Below are 25,567 nucleotides of genomic sequence, written 5' to 3' on the forward strand. Positions count from 1 at the left end.
GTTACCTTAGGGTCAGCTGCCAGCCAGCATAAATAACAATTCAAACAACAATGGCTTGATCGGATCCGCTGAACTCGCCGTTAAATTACAAAGCAATGTCGTTTCGAAAAGGATGTAGCAATGAAAAATCAACCAAGTCGCAGAAAATTCTTAAAGCTCAGCCTGGCCGGTGTAATTGGGATGACGATGGGAGGCAGAGACCTGTTAAAACCAGCTCATGCCGCTGACCTACCTCAGTTGGCAGAAGATGATCCTCAGGCTGCTGCGCTGAAATATGTGCATGCCTCACCACATAGTGATAAAAAATGTTCAAACTGCGCACTGCTTCAGGGGAATGAAGGCGACGAATGGCGTCCTTGCGCAATCTTCCCGGGTAAGGTGGTAGCGGCAGAAGGCTGGTGTTCAGCTTGGGCTAAAAAACCTTAAAGCACCAGCTGCAAACTGAAAGAGAATTCAACAGAAACATTTCAGGCCCTATAAGGGCCTGAAATTTAATATTGGAGGGGAAATTAGATTTATGAGAAGCACTGCTCAGCCCAGCGAGCCAGCCCGGCAGTTACTGAGCCAAAGAAACTACCGCTGACAACCGGTACATCCGGCAACTGCTGCTCAATACATGATCTCAAAATTGGCGAGCGCGCCGTACCACCGGTCATGTATACCACATCCGGTTTCTTGCCACTTTGTGTGATCGCCTCAGTTACAAGCTGACTAATTTTCACTCTTGGTGATTCAATCGCTGCTGCCATATCCTGCTGACTGACATTCACTTCCAGCGCCTCTGCGAAGCTGTTCAGTGCGATACGGCAATCTGGTGAATCAGACAGCGCGATTTTGCCTTCTTCTGCCTTTCGCACTAACTGATAGCCTAATGTTTCGAAGTAAACGCGCAGCAAATGATCCAGTTTTTGCGGTTCAGCCGCATCACGCTTCAACTGCTCCAGTACTTTAAGGTTGGCACTGCTATAAAAGTCGGTTTGAGCCGCAATGTTATTGATAGCAATCGGGTTCCAAAACTGACTAATTGGCATATCAATTCCCTTCTGAGTTTTACTACCCAGCCCCAGCATTGGCATCAATTGACGAAATGCAAGATGAATATCCAAATCATTACCGCCGACCCTTAAGCCACTATGAGCCAGCAAGCTTGCCTGACGATCTGCTTTGTTTCGCCACTGTGGTCCCATTTCAATGATTGAACAATCGGTTGTGCCACCGCCGATATCAACCACCAGCACCGTTTTGTTTTCCGTCAGTGTACTTTCGTATTCAAGCCCGGCTGCAACCGGCTCAAACTGAAATTCGATATTTTTAAAACCGGCGCGCATTGCAGCCTGAGTCAGGATTTTTTCTGCCTGCTGGTTTGCAGTTTCACCACCAGAACCCTGGAAGTTAACCGGGCGACCAATCACAGTACTGGTAATATCCTGCTGCAATGTCTGCTCGGATTGATTTTTGATGTTTTTCATCATGGCGCAAACCAAGTCTTCAAAGAAGCTGATTTGCACATCGCGTAATCCATTCGCGCCAAGGAAAGATTTTGGCGACTTTACGTAATAAACCTCTTCCGGATCTTCCAGATACAAATCCAGTGCAGCCTGACCAAAGCGTAAATCGCCCGCTTCAACAATGATGTCTTCTTCACGGTTGAAGGCAATTGCGCGACGTAACACCTGCTCTCCAACAGTATCCGAAGGTGTAACACCCATGTGACGGTACAAATATTCACTTACCGCTTCACGTGTAGGCGCACACAGTGTGGAAGGGATGTACTTCTTATCACCCTCGAGTGATAGCATCTGCGGATTGCCCTGCTCCATTACCGCTACTGAGCAGTTTGCTGTTCCGTAATCAAATCCTATGTACATACCGTACCTCCACATAGCAAAAGGTCGGCAATCATACTTAATTTCCAGAATTGTTCAATCACTTAAACATCTCAATCAGATACCAATTTAGAGTAAATAATTGTAAGTTTTGATTTATTTCCACGAATTTTCGCCAGAAGTCAGCCATAATTAGGCATTACTTATTTTCTTTTATATCTGTATCCATGCTTAAATCAATCGCTCCTTTGTTCCTCGCTCTTCTTGCTCTAATCGGCTGTAATGACATTACAGCCCCTCAGGAAGGTGAGAAATACACTGTTGTTACTGAAACTGCCAATACACCTGATGTAGTGGAAATTTTCTCTCTGGGATGTGGTCACTGCCGCAACATGGAAACCCTGTTACCTGAAATTAAAAAACAAGCAGGCGTTGAAATCAGCAAAGTTCACGTTACTTTTAACCAGAGTGCACAAGTTGCAGCTTACATTTACTACACAGCAGCAATTCAGACCGGAGGCCAACCTGACCATGCTCTGATGGAAGAAATGTTTGCCTACGTCCAGGATCGCAGTGACACCGTAACCGAAGAACAACGCAAAGAAAAGCTGACTAAGATCTTCACAAGCCGTGAGCTGTCCAGCCCATTTGACCTGTCAGAAGAACAGCAAAAGCAAGTGTATAAAAAGATGACTGACGCTGAGAAACTGGTCGCTAATGCTCAAATTGCTTCAGTGCCGGCCTTCCTGGTTAAAGGAAAGTACTTGGTACAAAGCAGCGCTCATGAAAGTGTTGAAGATATGGCTGAAACTATTCGCTACCTGTCCACAATGGACAGCAAGTAAAAGCGCCAACGAGCGCTTTCAAGTTAACCCCTAATATCGTACACAAAACAGCCCTTGATATGGGCTGTTTTTTTTATCTCTTTCATCTATAAAACCCCACCCGACTTGCCAAGCTAAAATGCTGCTTTGCTTTTGGCCTGGTTTACTCTCGCTGGGACTCGCCTTTACCCTGCAAATCAAACAAACACACTTGTAGCACGTTTATTATCCGTTTTAGCGATAATAACGACATTTAAACAGTATGAAACAATCTTATTTGCAGCATGTTTTGTATGATGAATATTGAGGTAGATCACGAGTTATAAGAAAGGGTTATGTTATGATTTAAATCATACAAATAATTCTACACAATTATACTTCTCTCCCCATTCTCCTGTCCGAATGGGGAGATTTTTTTATCTGGGGATCTCACCTTGGATACAAAGGCCATTGATAGCTGTGACCGACCCGTGGTAACGCTCCCAAAAGGGTCAAAACACCTTCAAATTGTGACCTGAATTTGTGTCTTTCACGAAGTTTATTTACCAAAAAGACGGAACGAAGTTCTATCTTTTGGTTCTCCCTACTCTTTGTCTTTCTTATAAAAATCACTTTTGAAGGCCTTTACCAATCTTCTATAGATGCTCGAATATAGAGCAGGCTTTGAGTTTATCGCGTCATCACATTTCTCATTAAATTCGTCAAATCCGATATAGGATTTCATCTTGTTCTCAGTTTTATCTTTTGACGTGGCATTTTTGTTTCTAATGTTCACGATTTCAAAGCCCTTATTTTTATTGTTATAACGAACTTAGCAATTCACTGATCTGGTTGAGTATTTAGAGGAAGCTGGCAAAACCAGCCTCCTCACTCAGGAGATTTTTTACTTCAAATACTTAGGGTTTGAGCTCCCCCATAAGGTATATAAATCACAGAACAATCGACCGGACTTCTCTTCCAATTCACCTCTAGTAATTTCCTCATGGCCTTGCTGACCATAAAGCACTACCTCATCCCCAAGGTGAACACCCTCAATGTCAGTAATATCAACCATGGTTGTGTTCATGGATGTTTTGCCGACTATCTTCGCTTTCTTACCATTAATCAGTACATAACCGATACGACTCAGTGAACGCGGATAACCGTCAGAATAACCAACAGGTAAATTAGCCAATACCGATGGTCGAGATAGTACCTCTGTACTGTCATAACCGACTGTGGTACCAGCCGGGAAATGATGGATAGAAGCAACCTGTGTTTTGAAAGTAACCACACTCTTATATTCAGGGAACACCGGTGTTGTATCACCGTACAAAGCGCCACCCGGTCTCACCATATCTAGGCGAGCCTCCGGTAGCATCAATGTAGTATAAGAATTGGCTGCATGAAGCGTAATATCTTCCCTATTCAAGTCAGATTTTTGAATCAACCAGCTTGTTTCCTGTTTGAATCTTTCTAGTCCAGCACGAGTTTTATCCAGATCCTCTGTCGGGAAGTGAGTCATCATACCGACAATATTTACGCGCTTAGCTTGCGTGATTTTAAGCGCTTCCTCTTTGCCTTCATCAGTTGATAAATCAATACCATTTCGGCCCATTCCACCAGAGTTGAAAGCGAGATGAACTGCAATATCTGTGTCGTATTTATTCGCCAGCTTTGAAATTGCTTCAGCTTGAGAATAAGTACCTATCAGCTCTTCAACGTTAAATTGAACCGCTGCTTCAATTTCTGCAATAGTACCTGCACGGACTCTGACAATTTGTCCTTTGAAACCTTTCTTTCGAGCCATTTTAGCTTCTTCATTGCTAGCAATTGCAATACAGCTAATATCATTATTGATAACTGACGGGATCAGATTTTCAATACCGTTACCATAAGCGTCAGCCTTCATCACAGCACAAATTTTTGTTTCTGAACCAACTTCTTTTTTCAGCAATCGAATATTATTTTCGAACGTTGCTTTACTTACTTCAACCCAGGAATTCGCCTGCATTGCCTGTTGCTCTTGAGGAGCAACATCTGAAGACATTAGAAAAGGTGCAGCAACAGCATTTCCGCAAATAAGAGAAACAGACAATGCTAAGTATGATATTTTTAACTTCAAAATAAACTCCATTTATTAAATTTTGAATTGCTCCACAACAGTGTGAAGATTCACAGAACGCTTTTTCAATTCTTCTAATTCAACTTCAGAATTCCTTGTCGCCAAATGGTTTTCATCCGCACTCATACTTAGCAATGAAACATTACCCGACAGATGTTGTGCCGCTTCCGACTGCTCTTTCATCGATTCAGAAATCTGCTCCATGCTATTTAGCAGAGCTATAATTTCTTCGGAGAACGTCACCAAAGAACCTCTGGCACTATTTGCATGAGATGTGCTCTCATTCACTAATTCAACAGAAGACTGCATATTCGACGTGGTTTTATTTGTGTCCGTGCGAATATTGTCCAGCATAGTTTCGATTTCAACCGTCGCTACCGAAGTGCGTTCCGACAGCTTTCTGACTTCATCAGCAACAACAGCAAAGCCACGTCCATGCTGACCTGCGCGTGCAGCTTCAATGGCTGCATTCAATGCCAACAGGTTGGTCTGATCAGCAATCTCTTTAATCACTGAAACAATTGAGTTGATTTCGTTGGTGCTCTTATCCAGATGTTCAAGGTTAGACGCCAGATTGATCACTCCAGTCTGCACATCTTCCATTCCACTTACAGCCTGATCAACCGTCGTCACCGTTTCCTGTGTCTGCTGCTCAAAGCGTTTAACCTGATCATTGATATCATTAGCAATCATTGAAACGCTTTGAATACTGGCAGCTAATTCCTCAATAGCAGTCGCACTGCTTCTGACATTTTCAGCCTGATCAACAGAACGCTTGGAAATACCATCGAATATTGAATCCAGATTAGCTGTAACTTCTTTTATCGATTGAGAGCCATCATTGATATCGTGAATCCGACTGCGTAATGATGAGATAAAGACATTAAATGAGCGCGTGATAATACCGACTTCGTCTGTATTAGTGACCTTCAGGTTACGGGTTAAATTCCAGTCTCCATCAGCAAACTCTTTCAGAACAAGATTGAGATAATTAATTGGCTTAACCGTCTTCACGGCAATATAGTAAGTTACCAAGAGCGTAATAGTCAGAAGTACTGCTGCAAACCCAATAACATGAACAACAACTTCATCCTGAAGTGCTTCAATATCACTTAAAGCAACATCAACACCGATGACATAATATTCACCGTTTGCATTTCTGAAAGGAACAAAGACAGAGCGCCATAAGCCATATTCACCCTGATACTCTTCAAACTGAACCTGACGGGTAATAAATGCTTTAGTCAAACCTTTTGGAACAACTTTATATTCTTCAAGGTACCAGTTTTGATAAGACCCTGTTCTGAGCTCATCTTCTGTCTGGTTAATATACGTGTAATAAATTTTCCCGTTTTTCTGAACCGTAGAATATGCCCAGTCTATATTTGACTTTTCGACATAAGAACTTATACGACGACTGATTTGATCATAGTTAGTTGCCCGTTCTGGTAATACATTGTGAGTTGACTCACCGATGATCATGTTTAATGCATAAGCGGATGATATTAATTTTGAATCTAGTCCTTTGATTGCAGTTTTATATATTTCGTTATAAGAGTAAGTTGAATATGACGTGATGATAAATAAAGCTAAGCACGAAAAACAGGCAAGAAGTTTGCCTCTTAATCCCCAATTAAAACTCATGATAATACCCTTCAAGTTAAATCAACGGTGATTTAACGAATCAACACAAATACCTAGCTTTACTGAAGTAAGCTATAAAAGTAGCAAATATAATAATTATAATTTTTTGGCTGCATGGTGAACGCATTCTCCTGATGTATAGAACGATTAGAGAACAACATACGTAATACAATTCACAAAGCGGAAGCGAGGTTACTGATTTTAAACATTAATATCAATAATACTCTATTGATAGATATACCAATAAATTAACCAACATGACACCTAAGTCAGATTCAACCGCTTGCACACTAAAAATCATAACATATTGATATTAAAGAGATATGCCGGATGGGAATATTCCCAAATCAGCACAAAAACAATGCAAATACTGATTATAATTTCAACTGGTACGAACAGTGATTTTTCTCACAAATTTATGTAATAAAGAATTAAGGTAAACATAAACCATTGAATTTCGTCATAAATATGACTTTAACGTTATTTTATTGACGCAGGTTTAACTCGGTAATTCCACCAAATAATAGGCATAAGTGGCTGTTTTTATTCACTACAGCGTCCGTTTTTGTAATAAGCCTAGAAAGGAGTTCATAACAATCCTGCCTGGATAAAATGAAACGTAGATTAAAGCAAGAGCGCTTTAAATGAAGTGTTAATTTTACGAATTGGAATAATAAAGAGGAATAGACCCGACGTCTTAAACTAATAAAGATATTGTTTTAGCCTGTACGACTAAAGGAAGGTGTCGCGCCGTATTACATGAGGCAAATTGAGAAGTTTTTAAACGGTCAATGGGATGTTAAATGGAGGCGCGTCCCGGAGTCGAACCGAGGTCCACGGATTTGCAATCCGCTGCATAGCCACTCTGCCAACGCGCCTTCGATAGTTTGAAGTTCTTTTGAAATGCCTGATGTATTTGGCTCTTCGTGAAGACGAAGCGAATTATCCATATTCAGTTCTTTAGTACAAGTAATTTTCATAGAAAAAGCCACCAGAACGCATCAAACGCTCAACTCCCCATCATCTTGTCATTTTTGCCATCAGCTTATGTAAGTGAGCCATAACTTCTTCCTGATGACTTATCACAGAGGTCGCTTGAAAAATTGTGACGTTTTTCTTGCACCTATACTGATAGTTAATTAATGAACCAATCTTAACGAACCACAGTGTCAAGACTTGAAAACAACAAGATATAGTGGTTTGATTGCAACCAAACCACAATATAGCACATCGCCTGCTCAATGATGTGCTATTAACATAAGTTAGGAAAGTGAATTCCGACCTATCCCATGTGTTGTACAAAAGACAAACATAAGGTGCACTCATAATGGCAAAAACACCCACAGCGAATGAAGGATCTCAGTCAATTGATATCGCTTACCAAGCCACTTCGACCGAAATCTGGGACAGTAAGTACCGCCTGAAGTCCAAACATGGCGACGCCATCGACGTCACGCTTGACGATACCTTCAAACGTGTTGCCCGCGCACTTGCAGATTTAGAAGAAGAGAAAGCCAGAGATCACTGGTACAACGAATTTCTCTGGGCACTTCGCAACGGAGCCATTCCTGCCGGACGTATTACATCTAACGCCGGAGCTTTCGAACATAAACCAGCAACATCAACCATTAACTGTACTGTTTCCGGTACCATCCAGGATTCGATGGACGACATTCTCGGTAAAGTACACGAAGCCGGGCTGACCCTGAAAGCCGGTTGTGGCATCGGCTATGATTTCACAACCCTGCGCCCACGTGGTGCATTCGTATCCGGAGCCGGCGCTTACACTTCCGGCCCGCTATCCTTCATGGATATCTACGACAAGATGTGCTTTACCGTTTCTTCCGCGGGTGGACGTCGAGGGGCTCAGATGGGAACAATGGATATCCGCCACCCTGACATTATCGAATTTATCCGCGCCAAGCGCGAAGATGGTCGTCTGCGTCAATTCAATTTGTCCCTTTTAATCACCGAAGATTTCATTGATGCCGTTAAAAATGATCGTCCATGGCAACTGATTTTCCCAGTAACGGCCAGAGAAGCTCGTCAGGACAAACTTGATCTACAGAATGATGATTCGATCGTCTGGGCAGACTGGCCAACGAGAGAGGATCTGGTCGAAGACACTGATGGCCGGGTTGCCTGTAAGGTTTACCGCACTATTCCGGCTCGTAACCTGTGGAACATCATCATGACCTCGACTTATGACTATGCCGAGCCGGGCTTTATCCTGATCGATAAAGTCAACGAGATGAATAATAACTGGTTCTGCGAAGAAATCCGCGCTACCAACCCTTGCGGCGAGCAACCTCTTCCCCCTTACGGAGCTTGTCTGCTCGGTTCTGTGAACCTGACCAAGTTTGTCCGCGAGCCTTTCACCGATAACGCCAGCTTCGACTGGGATGCTTATCGCCGCGTCGTCGCTATTTTTACTCGTATGCTGGACAACGTTGTTGAAATCAACAAATTACCGCTGAAAAAACAACGCCATGAAATTGAACACAAACGCCGACATGGCATGGGATTCCTAGGACTGGGTTCTACAACTACCATGCTTAAGCATAAATACGGTAGTGTTGCCTCAGTCGCCTTTACTGAGCAAATCGCCCAGGAGATGGCAATTACCGGCTGGAAAGAAGCACTCAGCCTGGCTAAAGAGAAAGGCACAGCTCCGGTGATGGAAGAAGAATTTGAAATCACCACAAAAATGATGCGCCAACGTCCTGAAATGAAGAAGGACAACATCAAAATCGGCGACAAAGTAAAAGGTAAAGTCCTGCATGCAAAATACAGCCGATACATGCAGCAACTTGCAGAAGTAGAACCAGCTCTTGTTGATGAACTTGCTGAACATGGTGCTCGCTTCACCCATCACAGCTCTATCGCTCCGACCGGTACAATTTCTTTATCACTGGGTAACAACGCAAGTAACGGCATTGAGCCAAGTTTTGCCCACCACTACACCCGAAACGTCATCGTGCCGGGTAAGAAAACCAAAGAAAGTGTTGATGTCTACAGCTTTGAACTGCTGGCTTACCGCGAATTGGTTAATGCCAAAGCCATGCCTTACAGCACAGATGACGATTCAAAATTGCCGGAGTATTTCATCACCGCCGATGATATTACCCCGAGCCAGCATATCGAGGTGCAAGCGGCAGCTCAGCGCTGGATAGATTCGTCGATATCTAAAACGGCTAACGTACCGACCGATTTCCCGTTCGAAGACTTTAAAGACATCTACATGGATGCCTACGACAAAGGACTTAAAGGCTGTACGACATTCCGCTTCAATCCCGAAGCTTTCCAGGGTGTACTGGTGAAAGAAAAAGATCTTGAAAACACGACTTATGTTTTCACCCTGGAAGATGGCTCAACGATCGAAGCCAAAGGTAATGAAGAGATTGAATACGACGGCGAAACTCACACCGCAGCAAATCTGTACGATGCGCTCAAAGAAGGTTATTACGGTAAATTCTAAGCAGGCGAAATATCATGGTAAAAAAAATCGACAGTAAAATTGTTGGCTTCAAAGTAAAACGTAAGGAGCAGGAAGCTCAGCCCGCTTCACCAGCCAAGCCGGAAGTTGAGCTTGAGCAGATGCATGAATCAATGCCCCGCCCTGAGAAACTACTGGGAACAACTTACAAACTCAAAACACCGGAACATATTTCAGAGCACTCGCTGTTCATCACTATCAATGATGTTGTTCTGAACGAAGGCACTGAATATGAAGTTCGCCGTCCTTTTGAAGTTTTCATCAACTCAAAAAGCCTGGAGCATTACCAGTGGATCGTAGCCCTTACCCGCATTATGTCGGCAGTATTTCGTAAAGGCGGCGATTGCACCTTCCTGGTTGAAGAGTTACGTTCCGTATTCGACCCTCGTGGCGGTTACTGGAACAAAGGGAAATACGTCCCTTCACTAATTGCAGAAATCGGTAATGTCATCGAACAACACCTGACTGAAATCGGCATGCTGAGTAAACCTGAACCTGATGAACATCAACAAGCATTCATCAATGCAAAAAAAGCTGAATTGACAAGCAAGCCTAACGAACAAGAAGACGATTATGGCAGCTTCCCACCAAGCGCGACGCTTTGCTTTAAATGCCATGCTAAATCAGTCATCATCAAAGATGGCTGCCAAACCTGCCTGAATTGCGGTGATTCAAAGTGTGGTTAACCCAACCTGATTTACTATTCTTCTTCAAAGCTGCCTGAGGGCAGCTTTGTTTTAAACAGCCATTTATCACACAATTATTACCACCACTTAACATGCACTTATCGAATAAAACCTATATTCCGGTCTATAGCACACTTTTCCAAACAGCCACTTAAATCCTTGTTTCTTTTGAGGTAATAATATTAATCAAGTTAAGGCAACATCCCGACAGGGCATACTGCATCGATAACTCAGATGGTCATTTTGTGAATTTATTTGGTTTCTCAATGTGGTATGAATTATTGATAAAAGAGATATCACCAGCTGTAGACATAACTCCCTAACCACTCCTTTCGTCACCTGAACGAAATCAGTTCTTACTGAGTTCTTTCGCCTACCCCTGGCTTAGCAATGCCGTCCCAACGGTTTGTTGCCACATAACCGATGCTGATAATGACGCTTATCTCAAGTGTGCCTTCGCAGTGTTTTAACTGACATCGGTAAAAAAGGATTTTTCATTAATCAGGAGACTCACCATGAGTGACATTGCGCTCTCTATCAGCATACTCGCGCTGGTAGCGGTGCTTGGACTTTGGATTGGGAACTGGCGTGTCTATGGCGTGGGCCTGGGGATTGGCGGGGTGCTGTTCGGCGGCATTTTTGTCGGTCACTTTACTCACGACTTGGGCCTGGCTCTCGATGCTGAAACCTTGCACTTCATCCAGGAGTTCGGGCTCATACTCTTTGTCTACACCATAGGCATACAGGTAGGTCCCGGCTTTTTTGCCTCTCTCAGAAGTTCTGGTTTAAAACTCAATGGTTTTGCCGCCCTGGTCGTGCTGATTGGCTGCATCGTAACCATTATTCTGCATCAACTTTTTGATGTGCCATTACCTGTGATCCTTGGTGTCTTCTCAGGGGCCGTAACAAATACCCCATCTCTGGGTGCCGGTCAGCAGATCCTGTCTGAACTGGGAGCTCAGGAGGGAATGCTTGATCTAACGGGTATGGGTTATGCGGTAGCCTATCCTTTCGGGATCTGCGGCATCCTGCTCACCATGTGGATTTTACGATTAGTTTTCCGTGTCGATGTCGATGCTGAAGCAGATGACTTTGAACGCAACCACGGTCATAAAAAAGAAAGCCTGCATACCATCAACGTCGCAGTTAAAAACACCAACCTTAACGGCCTGCTGCTTAAAGATGTACCGGCGCTGACAGAGGGGGATATTGTCTGCTCTCGCCTTAAGCGCGATACACATTTATATGTACCTAAGCCGGATACACGCATCGAAACCAATGACCTTCTCCACCTAGTCGGTGATAAACGTGCACTGGAAAGAGCTCGTCTGGTTATTGGTGAAGAAGTTGATGCTTCGCTTTCTACCCGAGGAACAGAACTGCGCGTTCAGCGTCTGGTTGTAACCAATGAAATAGTACTAGGTAAAAAAATCCGCGACCTGGATTTAAAAGAAAAGTATGACGTTGTTGTTTCGCGGCTCAACCGTGCCGGTGTTGAGCTGGTACCTACCAGCCAGTCTACCCTGCAGTTTGGTGACATTCTTAACCTTGTCGGTCGCCAGGAAGCGATTGAAGCTGTGAGCGGTATTGTCGGCAACGCTCATCAAAAACTGCAACAAGTTCAGATGCTGCCGGTGTTTGTCGGTATTGGCCTCGGGGTTCTGCTGGGTTCTATTCCTTTCTACCTGCCAGGCTTCCCGGCGGCAATAAAGCTTGGTTTAGCCGGTGGTCCATTGATCGTAGCTTTGATCCTGGCCCGTATCGGCAGCATTGGTAAGATGTACTGGTTCATGCCACCTAGTGCCAACCTTGCGTTACGTGAAATCGGCATTGTCCTGTTCCTGGCTGTAGTCGGCCTGAAATCAGGCGGCGGTTTTATCGATACCCTGCTTAACGGCGACGGCCTGAGCTGGATGGGATATGGAGCTCTGATTACTTCCATTCCGCTTATCAGCGTCGGCATCATTGCTCGTTTATTCGGTCAGATGAACTACCTGACGATCTGTGGAATGCTCGCTGGCTCGATGACTGATCCACCAGCCCTAGCATTTGCTAACAGTCTGCATTCAACCAGTGGCGCTTCTGCACTGTCGTACGCCACAGTTTACCCTCTTGTAATGTGTTTGAGGATCTTATCTCCTCAGCTGCTTGCCCTCCTCCTCTGGGCTATGTAGCACCTTTGCAAGTCATCTGCCAGATGATGGGCGGGTGGCTTGCTTTTTTCCTCTCCTATTAACTTACCGCCTTCTTGTCTATCTTCATCTCTTGGCACTTTAATGCTTAAAGGCACATTAATTGTGAGCGACATATCAGTTTGAGACTTAGTGTGCCTAATTGTCATGACACTCAATAAAGAAGTTTATTTTTCAGCCGATATTAATAAGACCAAATAGACGGCATGTATGCCGCGTTAACTTATTTTAGCTATCAGTAGAAGAGTCCGAGTTGTCATGAATAAACTAAAACTAAAGAGCAAGTTGCTATTACTTAGCTTATTGCCAATGTTCATTTTTATGGGCGTTTCAATAGGCATTGTTGTATCTCTGGAAAACAAAGCGTTAGACGAACAAGTCACCTATTACAAGGAGCGTTTGATACAAGAACGTAAGGAAAAACTCAAGGATGCAGTTACCGTTGCTCAACATGGCGTCGATGCAATACTTGCTGAACACAGCAACCCGACAGTCGCACTGCAAAAAGTTCGCGAGCTACTAACGCCGCTGCGCTTTTCCAGCGATCGTTCTGGTTACTTCTTTATTTATGACATGAACGGTGTGAACCAGGCCCACGCTACATCACCTAAGAATCATGGCCAGAACCGCCTGAACCTGAAAGATGCTAACGGTGTTTCTTACATCAAAGAACTTATCCAGGCAGCACGTAGCGGTGGCGGTTTTGTCGGCTACAGCTATCCGAAAAGCAGTGGCGGTCAACCTCAGCCTAAGCTGAGCTACGCAATCACAGTGAACAACGGTAAGTGGTTCATCGGTACCGGTCTGTACATCGATGATATCGACACTGAAGTTGCGGCATACCACGCACAGGCGAAAAACAGCATGGAAGAACGCTTTAAGCTGGTTCTACTAAGCGCACTGGTTCTGGTCGCCGTTTCGGTTATCGGTATCCTATTTGTTGCCGGCCGCATGACACGCCCAGTTCAAAATATGGCTCAAACCCTGAACGAAATTGCGGATGGTGAAGGTGATCTGACCCGTCGTCTGGATGTACAAGGCCACGATGAAATTGCGGAACTGGGTAGTGCTTTCAACCGCTTTGTTGAAAAACTGCAAACCATCATTGCTCAAGTTTCTCATGTAACTGAAAACGTTAATGGCGCAGCGGGCAACATCCATGATCAAACTACCCGCCTGACTCAACAGCTTCAGGAGCACAACAACGAAACAGAGCAAATCGTTACAGCGGTAACTGAAATGAGCTCAGCGGCCAGCGAAGTAGCAATGAATGCTAACGAAGTTGCCAATGCCACCAGCGCAGCCAGCACGGATTCTCACTCTGCACAGCAACGTGTTGACACTTCTGTAGTCTCTATCACAGCCCTTGTTGATGAAGTGGATCAGGCCGCTCAGCACATCCACTCTCTGAACCAGCAGTCACAGAAGATCGACAATGTACTGAAAGTTATCGGTGAAATTGCAGAACAGACTAACCTGCTGGCACTGAACGCAGCAATCGAAGCAGCACGTGCCGGTGAGCAAGGTCGAGGCTTCGCAGTGGTTGCCGACGAAGTACGCGGGCTGGCAAGCCGTACTCAGTCGAGTACTCAGGAAATCAAAGAAATGCTTGATGAATTGCATGCTCTTGTTTCTCAAGCCGTGTCTTCGATGACCCACAGCCAGTCAACCTGTAACGAAGCCGTAGGTGCAGCGAACTCAATCACCGACAGCCTGTCTTCGGTTACTAACGCCGTTGAAGCTATCAATGATATGACCAGCCAGATTGCAACTGCAGCAACAGAACAAAGCTCGGTAACTGATGAAATCAACCGCAACATGGTTGCCATTCAGGATATCGTTTCTGAATTGATTGAAGCCGGCAGCACATCAGAACAGGTAGTCAACGAACTGAACCACGCAGGAACAGAACTTCAGCATCTTGTTGGCCAGTTCAAAATCAAATAAAACTCACTATCGGACTTAAACCCAAAGCCAGACTGATGTCTGGCTTTTTTATTTCAGCGACCGCTCTATCTAAAGAATGCACCTCAATTAATTTGCATAATATGCAAATTATCAAAACGGCTTCAAGGTATTCATTTTCTGCTTCTGTTACCGTAATTCAATGTGTTACGGAGCAGACCTGTTATGAAATTAACCCAACTCAATGCATTTAAAGCCGTTGTCGAATGCCAGACTGTTACTGCCGCTGCTGAACGCCTCTGTCTTAGCCAACCTGCAGTAAGTCGACTCTTATCCGGGCTTGAACAACGCCTTGGCTTTAAGCTGTTTATCCGCAAAGGAAACCGTCTTGAACTCAGTGATGAAGGGCAAGCGTTTTATCTGGAAGTGGCGAAAGTATTCGATGCAGTTTCAGGGCTGGATAATGCTGCCGACTCAATCCGCTCCCGCCACTTCGGCAGCCTGAATATCGCAGCAATGCCCCTGCTCTCTAATGCTTTCCTACCCCGTATTCTGGCAACGTTTCTGAAACAGGCACCAAAGATGAAAGTCGGGTTCAAAACCTATCGTTCGGAAGACGTGATCCGCCGGGTTCAGAGCCAGACTACGGATATCGGCTTTGCTTTTGTCGATGAGCACCTGGCTGGTGTAAAAGCACAGAGAGTGGAATGTGAATCCGTTTGCCTGCTGCCCGCAGACTCTCCATTGGCTAAGCGTTCTGTAATTGATATCTACGATATCGCCGGACAGGTACTGATCCGCCATGAGAAAGATGTAACCCAGCGACGAATTGATGCTCTGTTGCGACGCTATGATCTTTCTACCATTGAGCAGATCGAAGTCTCCCTCGCCAGCACTGCCGCCGCTCTGGTACGAGAAGGCGTCGGTATTGCTATCACCGACCCTTTCACTGCCCATATGGAAAACGAACACCCTCAGGTTGTAATGCGTCCGCTGGTCTTCAGCTTACCGTTTGAATTTGACATTCTTTATCCGGCGTTAAAGCCAGTTCATCGCCATGCCGAACAGTTCATTGAGCAATTTATGCTGCTTGCTGATCAGATGGATATTTACCTCAAAATCGGCCCGATGCGCGACCTTGATGAGCGGTTAACAGCGAGAGATCACAGTTAACCTGATAGTAATCGATAATCAGAAGCCAACCAAAAACCTTTATTTTTCATTTAATTAAAAAGGTGATGCTCGCTAAGCATTACCTTTTTGCATACTAGTCCCCGCCTTCGTCATTGGCAGCAATACGCCCATCTTCCTTAGTCTGGAAAGCAGATAAATCAAATAACAAGAAGGAAGAAGTTATGAACCCTCGTGTATCCGTGATCGGCTCTGGCAATGCAGGTTTAACAGCCGCTTACCACTTCACTATGCAAGGCGCAGATGTCTGCCTTTATGGTGCTCCGGGATTCGATCAACCACTGACTGATATCGAGCAGCAAGACGGTATCCGGGCGCTGGACAGCTTCAATGATGTCCCGCTTACCTATGACGGCTTCCAGAAGATCGACAAAATCAGCCGGGATCTGGCTGAAACTATTGCTTATGCCGATATGCTGGTACTACCCGTCCCTTCATTTGCTCAGGAACCGCTGTTTATCAACATGCTGCCCCATCTCCGTAATGGCCAGATCATTATGCTGATGCCGGGTAACTATGGCTCTCTGGTTCTGAACCGCATTAAGAAAGAGCAAGGCTATGCAGACCTTGACCTGACATTCGTCGATGCCATCTCTATCCCTTGGGCAACCCGAATTGTCGGCCCAGCGGAAATCGCCATCCTGGGGATGAAGGAATTTTTGCCAGTTGCCGCCTTCCCGGCAAGCCGTACACAAGATGCGATTGATGCCCTTCAGCCGGTAATGCCACTACCGCTCAAGCCTCTCGATAATGTGCTTGAAGCGGGTTTGGAAAATATCAACTTCGGTGGCCACCCTCTGCTCACCACCCTCAATATGGGGCTACTGGAAAACTATGACGGCCAATTCAATTACTACAAAGACTGCTGCTCTGTATCAACCGCAAAAGCTGCGGCTGTGATGGAAACAGAACGCCAGTCAATCGGTAAAGCGCTGGGTCTGCAACTGCTTCCTGAACTAGAGGCCATGAATGCTTTATACGATATGGAATGTAAGAGTGTTTATGAGGTAAACCGCACCTCTGAAACCCACGGCAAACTCAACAGCGCGCCAAATTCAGCCAGCAACCGTTACATCACTGAAGACGCAGCCTTCCTGCTGGTTCCTTGCTATGAACTGGGTCAGCTGGTTGGTGTTGAAACTCCAATGATTACCTCCTGCCTGCATATCGATAACGCCTATAACGAAACCAACTATTTCGAAACAGGAAGAACACTGAAACAAATGGGCTTAAACAACATGTCAGCTCAAGAAATCATGGACTTCGTTAATTAGAAGGTGGGGCCACTATTGGTCACTACCCGTTTATGGGGCGAAAGCCCCATTTGAAACAAGAGGACATCCCTATGACAAAAATTAAATTTCCCTCTGCCTACACAATCCTGATGATTCTGACCGTTTTAATGGCTGTTCTGACCTGGGTTATACCAGCTGGACAGTATCAGATGGAAACCAATGAAACGCTGGGGCGCATGGTACCGCTGGTCGGCACATATCAAACCGTGGACTCCAATCCACAAGGTTTCGTCGACATCCTGATGGCTCCGATTCAGGGTTTCTATGACCCGAGCAGCTATGCGGCGCGTGCTGTTGATGTAGCACTGTTCGTTCTGGTCATCGGCGGCTTCCTTGCAGTTGTCACCCAAACCGGTGCAATCGATGCAGGTATCGCCGGCACCATGAAACGCCTGGCCGGACGTGAAAAATGGATGATCCCTATCCTGATGGGACTATTCGCTCTGGGCGGTACTGTGTATGGCATGGCAGAGGAAACCATCCCATTTTACGCCCTGCTCATCCCTGTAATGATAGCCGCAGGCTATGACAGTATTGTCGGTGTTGCCATTATCATGATTGGTGCCGGTATCGGGTGTCTGGGCTCAACCATCAACCCGTTTGCTACAGTAATTGCTTCCAACGCAGCTGAAATCAACTTTATGGAAGGTTTCGCCCTTCGCGCGATTATCTTGGTTCTGGGCTGGGTAGCTTGCGTGATTTACGTGATGCGCTATGCCGAAAAAGTGAAACGTAATCCGGAGCTATCCATTGTTGCAAACCAGAGAGAATCTAATCTCAACCATTTCCTTCATAGCAAGCAACAAGAGACACCGGAACTGACCAATACCCGTAAAGCCGTTCTAGCTATCTTCGGCCTGACTTTTGCGGTCATGATGTGGGGTGTGTCCGTTGCCGGATGGTGGATGGCGGAACTGTCTGCCCTGTTTATCGGCTCCAGTATCCTGGTTGGCTTTGTCGGCCGTATGTCAGAAGTGGAAATCACCGACAGCTTTGTTAATGGAGCCCGAGACTTACTTGGCGTCGCACTGATCATCGCCATTGCCCGAGGCCTGGTTGTGGTGATGGATAACGGCAACATCACTCACACCATCCTTCATTATGCAGAAGGCTTACTGGGCGGACTAAACGACGTTGCCTTCATCAATGCTATCTACTGGGTTGAAGCCGTAATGTGTCTGGTAGTGCCATCATCATCCGGCCTCGCGGTACTTTCAATGCCGGTTCTGGCACCACTGGCCGACTTTGCCGGTGTTGGCCGAGAGTTGGTAGTGACAGCTTATCAATCAGCTTCCGGCCTGCCTAACCTAGTTACCCCGACATCCGGCGTCGTGATGGGTGGCCTGGCAATCGGTCGTGTTGCTTACTCATCCTGGTTGCGATTCATTGGCCCGCTGCTGGGTATCCTGACAGCTATGGTAATGGTGCTGTTGAGTATCGGCGTCATGATGGGCTAGCCCGCTGATAACTAAAATATTCGAATAAACTCTCCACAACGCGATAGCTCAGTTGGCTATCAAAATAAAGCCAGACTTCGTGTCTGGCTTTCCCTTTAATAATTCCTGTCAGCATAAGTACTTGATCACACCTGCTGGTTAAATGAAATCGAGGTAATGTGACTTAAACGACTTCAAAGACGGGAATAAATCAGTCAATGCTCCCTGATAACCAAACCAGCGAGCTAGCGAGGCATTTACCTGATCTGCTGCAATTTCCGGGACAATACGACCATTCTTATAATCATACTGACTGCCCGGTACCAGTTCAGGCCATTTGCCGTAAGCTTTACCGCCTTTAACTGCACCACCGACAACAATCTGATGCCCTGCCCAGCCATGATCCGTACCGGTTTCATTGGCCATTATCCGACGACCAAAATCAGACATGGTAAACGCTGTTACTTTGTCTGCCATCTGAATGCTTTTCATATCCAGGTAGAAAGCCGCCATCGCATCAGATACCTGCTGCAACAAACCTGCATGCTTGGCCTGTTGATCTTTATGGGTATCAAAGCCACCTAAACCGACAAAATAAATCTGACGCTGATGGCCGAGGTCTGCCCTGGATCGGATTAATTTCGCAGTAGTTTGTAGCGAGTGGCCTAAATGCGTATCAGGATATCCGGTCAGTTCACCGACATTGCCCAGTGCCTCTTTGGCTTTTTCATTGTCATAATATCTGTCAGCCATCGTTTCAGAGTAAATATCCGCATACAGGTTACTGAACTTTTCGTTGAAATGACGCAGCATAGCTTCATATCTTTCCGGGGTTTTCAAGCCGCTGTATTCACCCGCACCGTCTGTGGTCAACACCAACTGTTCATGGTTTTCACTTCTCAGCCACTTCTTCTCACCATTTAGTGAAATCAGCGGAGAAAGTGAACCCGGTAAATGCATATCCCTAACCATTCTCCCGGCCCAACCTAACTTGTCCTTCATATTTTCCGCACCGGACTGCCACATGGTTTGCTGTAAGTTATGAGCCATCAGGAATTCGGGCAATTCCGGATTAGCAACTGCACTACCAATAACAGGTTCAACAAGTTGCCCAGAATTGACAATAACCGTCGCTTTTTTATCCTCGGTAAAAACTGCCTGCAAACTTTTCATTGATGGATGTAAGGCCAAAGGCACGCCGTTATCAGTCGCAATACCTATACTAACGGCCTCTTCCCGCACAATTGCCAGTTCAGGCCTAGCATTCAAGTAATCCGAATATTCCGCATCATTATCCGGAATGACCATGTTATAAGCATCATTACCACCGAACAGAAAAATACAAACAAGGGCTTTAAAATCGCCTTCCTGCGCATGAGCAATATTGATTCCTGTCACTGCCGGAGCCAATGATGTCGCACTTAATGCAGCACTTCCTTTGAGAAAATTACGTCGTGTGATCTTCATAGCTTACTCCTGGCAACGAAATTCAGGGGAACATTGAACGGCAAACAGTGTGTCCTTTATTTTTCTGTCAGCAGATTTGTTATTCAGCTCAAGGCCTTCGAGCATCCCTTTCAGAAACAAGGAAAGCTCAGATGACATCAAACCTCCGAACAAGCGCTCATTAACCAATGCGACATATTCATCGGGCTGACTCACTGTTCGTTCATATTCACTGCGATCCCACGACCACTTTTTCTTATTTGTCGATTGCGATGAGGCGATACAAATCCACATTCGGTTCGATATTCGCCGAACAACATCCATCGACAAAATGCCAAACTCTGGTGATGATAATAGTTTGTCGTTAATTTCCCCCTTGGGAGCATAATCCGGCTCATAGAAATTAAACACACTGGGTGCCCTGAGCGGTGCCTGGCCGTAATTCTTCTGACTTGATGCGAAATCCCACCAGCGCTCCGGATCGTTGCTTTTGACATCCAGCGCCCGACATAAATTAGCCATAGCAACTATCGGTTCTTTTACCTTGCCAAAATTGCGACTGCTTTTACCCGTATTTTGATAATCAGCCATGGCTTTTCCTGCAAGGATATCTTCATCAAGCAATATGGCTTTGATTACGGCCTCCATATCGCCCCGTACACCTTTACCATTATCCTTAAATACTTTGACCACTCGATCGATATAACTTCGCCGCGGATTGCTGATGGTCAATCGTTTAATCAACAGAATTGAAATAAATACCGGGGTATTCGGGTGGTTAACTAACAGGTCAATGGCCTGTTCCAAATCCTGTTCTGCCGTCTGCCCCTGTGCAAAAACCTGCCCCAGGACTTTCTTTTCACCGGTGTCATGCCATCGATTAACCGAATACATTGGTTTCAAATATGTATCCTTACGCCAGCCTGTAAACACTCGAGCCAACTCCTCGACATCTTCCTGGGTATAGGTGGGAATTTTATTCCCGAACGAATCCAGTTTTGGCATTCCGTTAGAATGCAGCTGCCATAACCCGAGGCTGAACAATTGCATAACTTCACGAGCATAATTTTCATCCGGAAAAGTATTTTTCACCGAATCTGCTTTCTTACTGCCGGTTAAGGTAAGGTATTTGCCCATGGCCGGACTCAACGTGACGGTTTTTAATATGTCCCTAAAATTACTGAAAGCATGTTGAACCAGTAGATCATAATATTCCGCCAAAGCCTGTGAATCCGGTCCGCCAGAGCGAGACACCACGAAGATCTGACTCAATGCGTAAGCCACTCGCTGACGTAATTGGTCTTTCCCTTCAAGAGTATTGGCCCACCATGCACTTAAACGGACACCTTCTCCCAAAGAGGTCCCGCTTGCCGAAGCAAATGCTTCTGCTGATGGACGGTGTAAACTGGGAGCCAAACGAAATTGCTCACCAAACCAGGCATCAATTCCCATTGCACTTAAGGATTCAATCTCACCCGATTTGGGGCCAAATGTTGCCCGGTACAGAAATTTAGCAACCTGTACCCTGTCTTCCTTTTGAATAGCCAATGTGACGTCCTCTTTCTCTATTGGAATTGTTATATCAAATGACTAGTAGCTGCATATCTAAGCTTATTTGAATTGAATTAAAGAAAAGAAATACCAGGAAGGAATTAATTATTTGTGGAATAAAGGTAACGAATTAAGTCTGCACTGATGCAAAACAATTAGGCCTGACTGGAAATAATGTGATGTTTTGCCCAAAGCAGTCTCTGAAAAACAAACCAATAAAACTAAAAAGCCCGGAAAATAATCCGGGCTTTGGGACTAAAATATTCAGCGCATAATTATAGCTTGCTAATCAATCGCTCAAACTCATCAATTTGCTGTTTTACCATATCAACACTTTGCTGCCAGAACTCCGGCTGGCGAATATCCATGCCAAGGTGTTTCTTAACCACTTCTTCGGCTGTCATAGAACCCGTATCACGCAGCAAGGCTTTATAGTCCGAATAGAACTGCTCACCTTTCGCTTCGCGCTGGGCATAAACACCTTTACTGAACAGATAACCGAACAGATATGGATAGTTATAGAAGCTGATTTCAGGAATGCTGAAGTGCAGCTTGCTGGCCCAGAACATGCTATTGGTTTCGTCCATCACATCGCCATACCACTCACGCCAGGTCTCTGACATCAGCTGTTTTAGCTGCTCAGGTGTAAATTCACCGTTTGAGCGCTGTTCGTAGAAGGCTTTTTCGAACTCATAGCGAACTGGAATATTAACCATCAACGCCAGAGCCGACTGCGCTTCTTCCCACAGCATCATCAGCTTGTCCTGATCATTCCGGGCTTTTTCCAGCAGCGCATCACGAACGATATTCTCAGCAAAAATAGATGCCGTTTCAGCCAGTGTCATCGGGTACTCAGTTTCCACCAGAGACATATCACGCATTACCCAGTTGTGAAAAGCATGACCCAATTCATGCGCCAGAGTAAGAACATCCGACATGCTGCCACCCCAGGTCATAAAGACCAGAGGCGTTCGAGTATCAACAAACTTAGTGCAGTAAGCACCTAAACGTTTTTTCGGCTGAGGTGCAGCATCAATAAGCTTCCTTTCGACCATCATGTCGACAAAATCTGCCATTTCCTGATCAACACCGGCGAACGCATCACGGATAATCGCAATACCCTGCTCAAAGCTATAGCTTTCACCTTTACTACCTTGCAGTGCAGGCATTGAAGCCAGCTCATCCCATGGTTTGAGCTTGTCTGTTCCAAACAGTTTTGCCATTTGCTGCCCGGCATTGCGACCGACAAGCTGATTGTCTCTGGCAACCTGAATCATGGCATCCAGTGTTTGCTTCTCAATACGACTGGTGTGCAGGCTAGAATCAAGAAAATGTACCTGATCGGTGTGGCTGCGCTTTTCATACTCCGTTAAGCGCCCACCCGCGAGACCGTTAAGAATAGCGGCGAAGGTCTGCTCATGTACTTCCATGATGTCAGAAATCGCTCGCCATGCCGGTTCACGACGTTCACTATCCGGGCCATAAAGAATGCTGGCCGCCTGCGACAGTCCCATCGTTTCTTCACTGCCGTCAGCCAGTTGGAGCGTCACTTTTAAACTACCGGTCAGATTATCGTAAAGACGTCCCCAGGCATTTCGTCCATCCACATTCATTGCAGACAGCAACTGTTCTTCACCAACAGAAAGCAGACGATTTCGCTTCAGGCGATCGCGTTTGAGGCGAAAACGGTGATGCGCCAGACTGCCGCTTTCCTGGTTACCAGCGAGCACAGCTTCAAAATCACTGTCATCCAAATTAATCAGAGCCTGCAAATACGGATTAAGCGCCTGCTCAAACTTCGAAAATAACTGATCCAACTGACCTGACAGTTTTTTCGCACCATCATTCGCGGCATCAACTGACGTTAAACAATTGGCATAACTTGATAAAGTACGAACTTTAACTGCAAGCTGATCCTTTAGCACAATCGCCTTCATCAGATCATCAAGACCGTCCGGATTTAAAGACGCCAACTGGCTAGTTTTTTCTTCGATTGTTTTAATGTCTTGTTGAATTTTCGGATCGGAAAGATCCTGGTAGGCAATCGACAAATCCCAGCTTGGTGCAGTCATTTATCACTCCTTTATTGAGAATAGTTTTAAGTAACTATACCCAAATGGTCTCAGGTTACCGTTTTCAGAATGAGATCACTTGGGTATGACTTAATCAGAAAAAATCAGACATGACTTTCCGTCATGTTCTACCCGCTGGACACGGGTTACAAAGGTCTGTTCAAGCCGCTCGACAGTCATTACGTCATCCGGAGCCCCCTTCGCCACACAGGAGCCGTTTTTCAACAGCATCACTTTATCGGCTTCACGAAGGCTGCGATTCAAATCGTGGTTAGCCATCACAACAGCAATGCCTTTTCCAGCCATCATACGGATCAGCTTATACATCGCGGCTTCCTGTCCTATATCCAGCGCCACGGCAGGTTCATCGAGGAGCAACAACTTTGCTTCAGGATTCAGTGTAGGCCAGACTTGCAAACACGCCGCTGCCAAGCGAACACGTTGCCATTCACCGCCAGATAATTGCTGAATATTACGGGTCAGCTTATCGGCAATATTGAGTGCCTGACATACTTCGTCTAAGGCTTCCTGGATTTTTTCAGGCACAGCCTCTGTCAAAGCGGATAAGGCCAGCGAAAGGTAATGGTAGACACCAACTGAAAATGCCGGGCGATCCTGCTGGGCAAGATAACAACGCATTCTTGCCAGCATCTGAAGATCATAGTCAGCAATTGGCTTGCCAAGCAGATTGATCTCACCGTCTCCGTCAAACAAGCCGGAAAGCATCGACAACGCAGTACTTTTCCCGCTACCGTTGGGACCAATCAAGTGAACAATCTCTCCTGCGTCAATTGAGAAAGACACGGGTAGCAAACGCGGTGGCATTGCCAGGTTTTTAACCTCTAAGATCACCCTTTCATCCTTCTTTTGATATTTGCTTTGTGATGTCATGACGAGAAACTCAATCGATTTGGGATCTTAGCAGCATCCAGATAAATACAGGTGCACCAATACTGGTGATCACCACCCCGACAGGCAGTTCTGCAGAAGGTAAAATAATCCGGGACACAGTATCAGCAACTGCTAATAACAAACCACCTGTCATCGCAGACAGCGGCAACAAAAAACGGTTCTCTGTTCCCAATGCAAGGCGAAGCAAATGAGGCACAACCAGACCGATAAAGCCGATAACACCACCCAGCGCTACAGCGGCACCGACCAGCAGCGAAACGACTAAAATCAAACGCCAGCGAAACGCCTCAACATTCAGACCCAGCTGCTTGGCCTGCCCTTCCCCCAACATCAGCAGATCCATTTTCTTGCCCTGCAAACACAGCCAGACGAGAACAGGAATAACCAGCAACAACAGAGAAAGATGTGTCCAGCTTACCCCGCCGACACTGCCCATCAGCCAGTACAGTAACTGGCGCAGGTTAAGATCATCACTAAAATAAAATGCCCAGGTAACAATAGCACCGGACAGGATGCCAAGAGCGACACCAATTAGCAGCAATCTGGCGGTGGAAACCTTACGTCGTCGTGATAATCCGACCAGGACCGATGTAAAACACAAGGCACCGGCCATCGCAGCCAGCATCATAACGACAGGAGCTGGCTCAAAAGGTAGCGCGAACAGCACGATAACCAAAGCCAGGCTTGAGCCACCGGAAATTCCTAACACACCAGGTTCCGCTAAAGGATTCCCCAGCAACACCTGAAGCACTGCACCTGACACAGCAAGGGAGGCACCGATAGCAACCGCGGCCAATAACCTTGGCATCCGTAGTTGCAACAATAACTGCTGTTCTAAACCGCCGTCCGGGGCCCAGGGCAGGATAAACAGCTCACCGACTGCGAGAGAAAAAACACTGACGGCCAGCAAAGCGACTGCAATCAGAATAAAGCTGAACTTCCACCTTGCCTGCTGGCGAGAAATAAGATCGTTTAAATGCATTGGTC

The 25,567-nt window shown here is 45.7% G+C and carries 17 protein-coding genes and 1 tRNA gene; 9 read left to right on the top strand and 9 right to left on the bottom strand.

Annotation, left to right across the window (positions count from 1 at the left end; genetic code table 11):
* Nucleotides 1-120: 120 nt before the first annotated feature.
* On the top strand, nucleotides 121-426 hold the full coding sequence (locus AACQ93_RS10080; protein WP_064604689.1) for a high-potential iron-sulfur protein: 306 nt from the start codon (nucleotides 121-123) through the stop codon (nucleotides 424-426).
* A gap of 89 nt (nucleotides 427-515) precedes the next feature.
* Here the strand turns inward: AACQ93_RS10080 and yegD are convergent, their stop codons facing one another.
* Nucleotides 516-1,868: a molecular chaperone gene (gene yegD, locus AACQ93_RS10085; protein WP_064604691.1), complete on the bottom strand. Its 1,353-nt coding sequence runs from the start codon at nucleotides 1,866-1,868 to the stop codon at nucleotides 516-518.
* A 185-nt stretch (nucleotides 1,869-2,053) separates the two neighbouring features.
* On the opposite strand from yegD, the gene AACQ93_RS10090 reads away from it, so the two are divergent.
* Nucleotides 2,054-2,671, top strand: coding sequence for a thioredoxin domain-containing protein (locus AACQ93_RS10090; protein WP_064604694.1), 618 nt, complete (start codon nucleotides 2,054-2,056; stop codon nucleotides 2,669-2,671).
* A gap of 862 nt (nucleotides 2,672-3,533) precedes the next feature.
* Here the strand turns inward: AACQ93_RS10090 and alr are convergent.
* The 3 genes from alr to AACQ93_RS10105 form a co-directional block, all read right to left on the bottom strand.
* Nucleotides 3,534-4,754 carry an alanine racemase gene (alr, locus tag AACQ93_RS10095; RefSeq protein ID WP_157097555.1) on the bottom strand — a complete coding sequence of 407 codons (1,221 nt, stop codon included), beginning with the start codon at nucleotides 4,752-4,754 and terminating at the stop codon, nucleotides 3,534-3,536.
* A 15-nt stretch (nucleotides 4,755-4,769) separates the two neighbouring features.
* Nucleotides 4,770-6,398 (bottom strand): methyl-accepting chemotaxis protein, encoded by a 1,629-nt coding sequence (locus AACQ93_RS10100; RefSeq protein WP_064604699.1) that lies wholly within the window; start codon nucleotides 6,396-6,398, stop codon nucleotides 4,770-4,772.
* A gap of 804 nt (nucleotides 6,399-7,202) precedes the next feature.
* Nucleotides 7,203-7,276 (bottom strand) — tRNA-Cys (locus tag AACQ93_RS10105).
* A gap of 449 nt (nucleotides 7,277-7,725) precedes the next feature.
* Between AACQ93_RS10105 and AACQ93_RS10110 the strand changes: the two genes are divergently transcribed.
* The 7 genes from AACQ93_RS10110 to AACQ93_RS10140 all read left to right on the top strand — a co-directional run bounded on the left by AACQ93_RS10110 (nucleotide 7,726) and on the right by AACQ93_RS10140 (nucleotide 18,620).
* On the top strand, nucleotides 7,726-9,876 hold the full coding sequence (locus AACQ93_RS10110; RefSeq protein WP_064604701.1) for an adenosylcobalamin-dependent ribonucleoside-diphosphate reductase: 2,151 nt from the start codon (nucleotides 7,726-7,728) through the stop codon (nucleotides 9,874-9,876).
* A 14-nt stretch (nucleotides 9,877-9,890) separates the two neighbouring features.
* Nucleotides 9,891-10,580 (top strand): TSCPD domain-containing protein, encoded by a 690-nt coding sequence (locus AACQ93_RS10115; RefSeq protein ID WP_064604703.1) that lies wholly within the window; start codon nucleotides 9,891-9,893, stop codon nucleotides 10,578-10,580.
* A 515-nt stretch (nucleotides 10,581-11,095) separates the two neighbouring features.
* On the top strand, nucleotides 11,096-12,754 hold the full coding sequence (locus AACQ93_RS10120; RefSeq protein ID WP_007469827.1) for a putative transporter: 1,659 nt from the start codon (nucleotides 11,096-11,098) through the stop codon (nucleotides 12,752-12,754).
* A 276-nt stretch (nucleotides 12,755-13,030) separates the two neighbouring features.
* Nucleotides 13,031-14,719 carry a methyl-accepting chemotaxis protein gene (locus tag AACQ93_RS10125; protein ID WP_064604705.1) on the top strand — a complete coding sequence of 563 codons (1,689 nt, stop codon included), beginning with the start codon at nucleotides 13,031-13,033 and terminating at the stop codon, nucleotides 14,717-14,719.
* Nucleotides 14,720-14,902: 183 nt separating this feature from the next.
* On the top strand, nucleotides 14,903-15,850 hold the full coding sequence (locus AACQ93_RS10130) for a LysR family transcriptional regulator (protein ID WP_064604708.1): 948 nt from the start codon (nucleotides 14,903-14,905) through the stop codon (nucleotides 15,848-15,850).
* 182 nt (nucleotides 15,851-16,032) lie between these two features.
* A complete protein-coding gene (locus AACQ93_RS10135) occupies nucleotides 16,033-17,142 on the top strand; it encodes an NAD/NADP-dependent octopine/nopaline dehydrogenase family protein (RefSeq protein ID WP_064604710.1) in 1,110 nt (369 codons plus the stop codon).
* Nucleotides 17,143-17,213: 71 nt separating this feature from the next.
* On the top strand, nucleotides 17,214-18,620 hold the full coding sequence (locus tag AACQ93_RS10140) for a YfcC family protein (protein WP_064604713.1): 1,407 nt from the start codon (nucleotides 17,214-17,216) through the stop codon (nucleotides 18,618-18,620).
* Nucleotides 18,621-18,758: 138 nt separating this feature from the next.
* Here the strand turns inward: AACQ93_RS10140 and AACQ93_RS10145 are convergent, their stop codons facing one another.
* From AACQ93_RS10145 to btuC, 5 genes are all read right to left on the bottom strand, one after another.
* Nucleotides 18,759-20,066 (bottom strand): DUF1501 domain-containing protein, encoded by a 1,308-nt coding sequence (locus AACQ93_RS10145; protein ID WP_064604716.1) that lies wholly within the window; start codon nucleotides 20,064-20,066, stop codon nucleotides 18,759-18,761.
* Between the two features lie 3 nt (nucleotides 20,067-20,069).
* Nucleotides 20,070-21,593 carry a DUF1800 domain-containing protein gene (locus tag AACQ93_RS10150; RefSeq protein WP_064604718.1) on the bottom strand — a complete coding sequence of 508 codons (1,524 nt, stop codon included), beginning with the start codon at nucleotides 21,591-21,593 and terminating at the stop codon, nucleotides 20,070-20,072.
* A 278-nt stretch (nucleotides 21,594-21,871) separates the two neighbouring features.
* On the bottom strand, nucleotides 21,872-23,668 hold the full coding sequence (locus tag AACQ93_RS10155; RefSeq protein WP_064604720.1) for a M3 family oligoendopeptidase: 1,797 nt from the start codon (nucleotides 23,666-23,668) through the stop codon (nucleotides 21,872-21,874).
* A gap of 90 nt (nucleotides 23,669-23,758) precedes the next feature.
* The gene (gene btuD, locus AACQ93_RS10160) at nucleotides 23,759-24,520 is read right to left on the bottom strand and encodes a vitamin B12 ABC transporter ATP-binding protein BtuD (RefSeq protein WP_084419098.1); all 762 of its coding nucleotides are present in this window, start codon (nucleotides 24,518-24,520) and stop codon (nucleotides 23,759-23,761) included.
* Nucleotides 24,521-24,569: 49 nt separating this feature from the next.
* Complete coding sequence (gene btuC, locus AACQ93_RS10165; RefSeq protein WP_064604722.1) at nucleotides 24,570-25,562, bottom strand: vitamin B12 ABC transporter permease BtuC; 993 nt, start codon at nucleotides 25,560-25,562, stop codon at nucleotides 24,570-24,572.
* Nucleotides 25,563-25,567: the final 5 nt, after the last annotated feature.

This window comes from Photobacterium sp. J15, assembly GCF_963870815.1.
Taxonomy (GTDB): domain Bacteria; phylum Pseudomonadota; class Gammaproteobacteria; order Enterobacterales; family Vibrionaceae; genus Photobacterium; species Photobacterium marinum.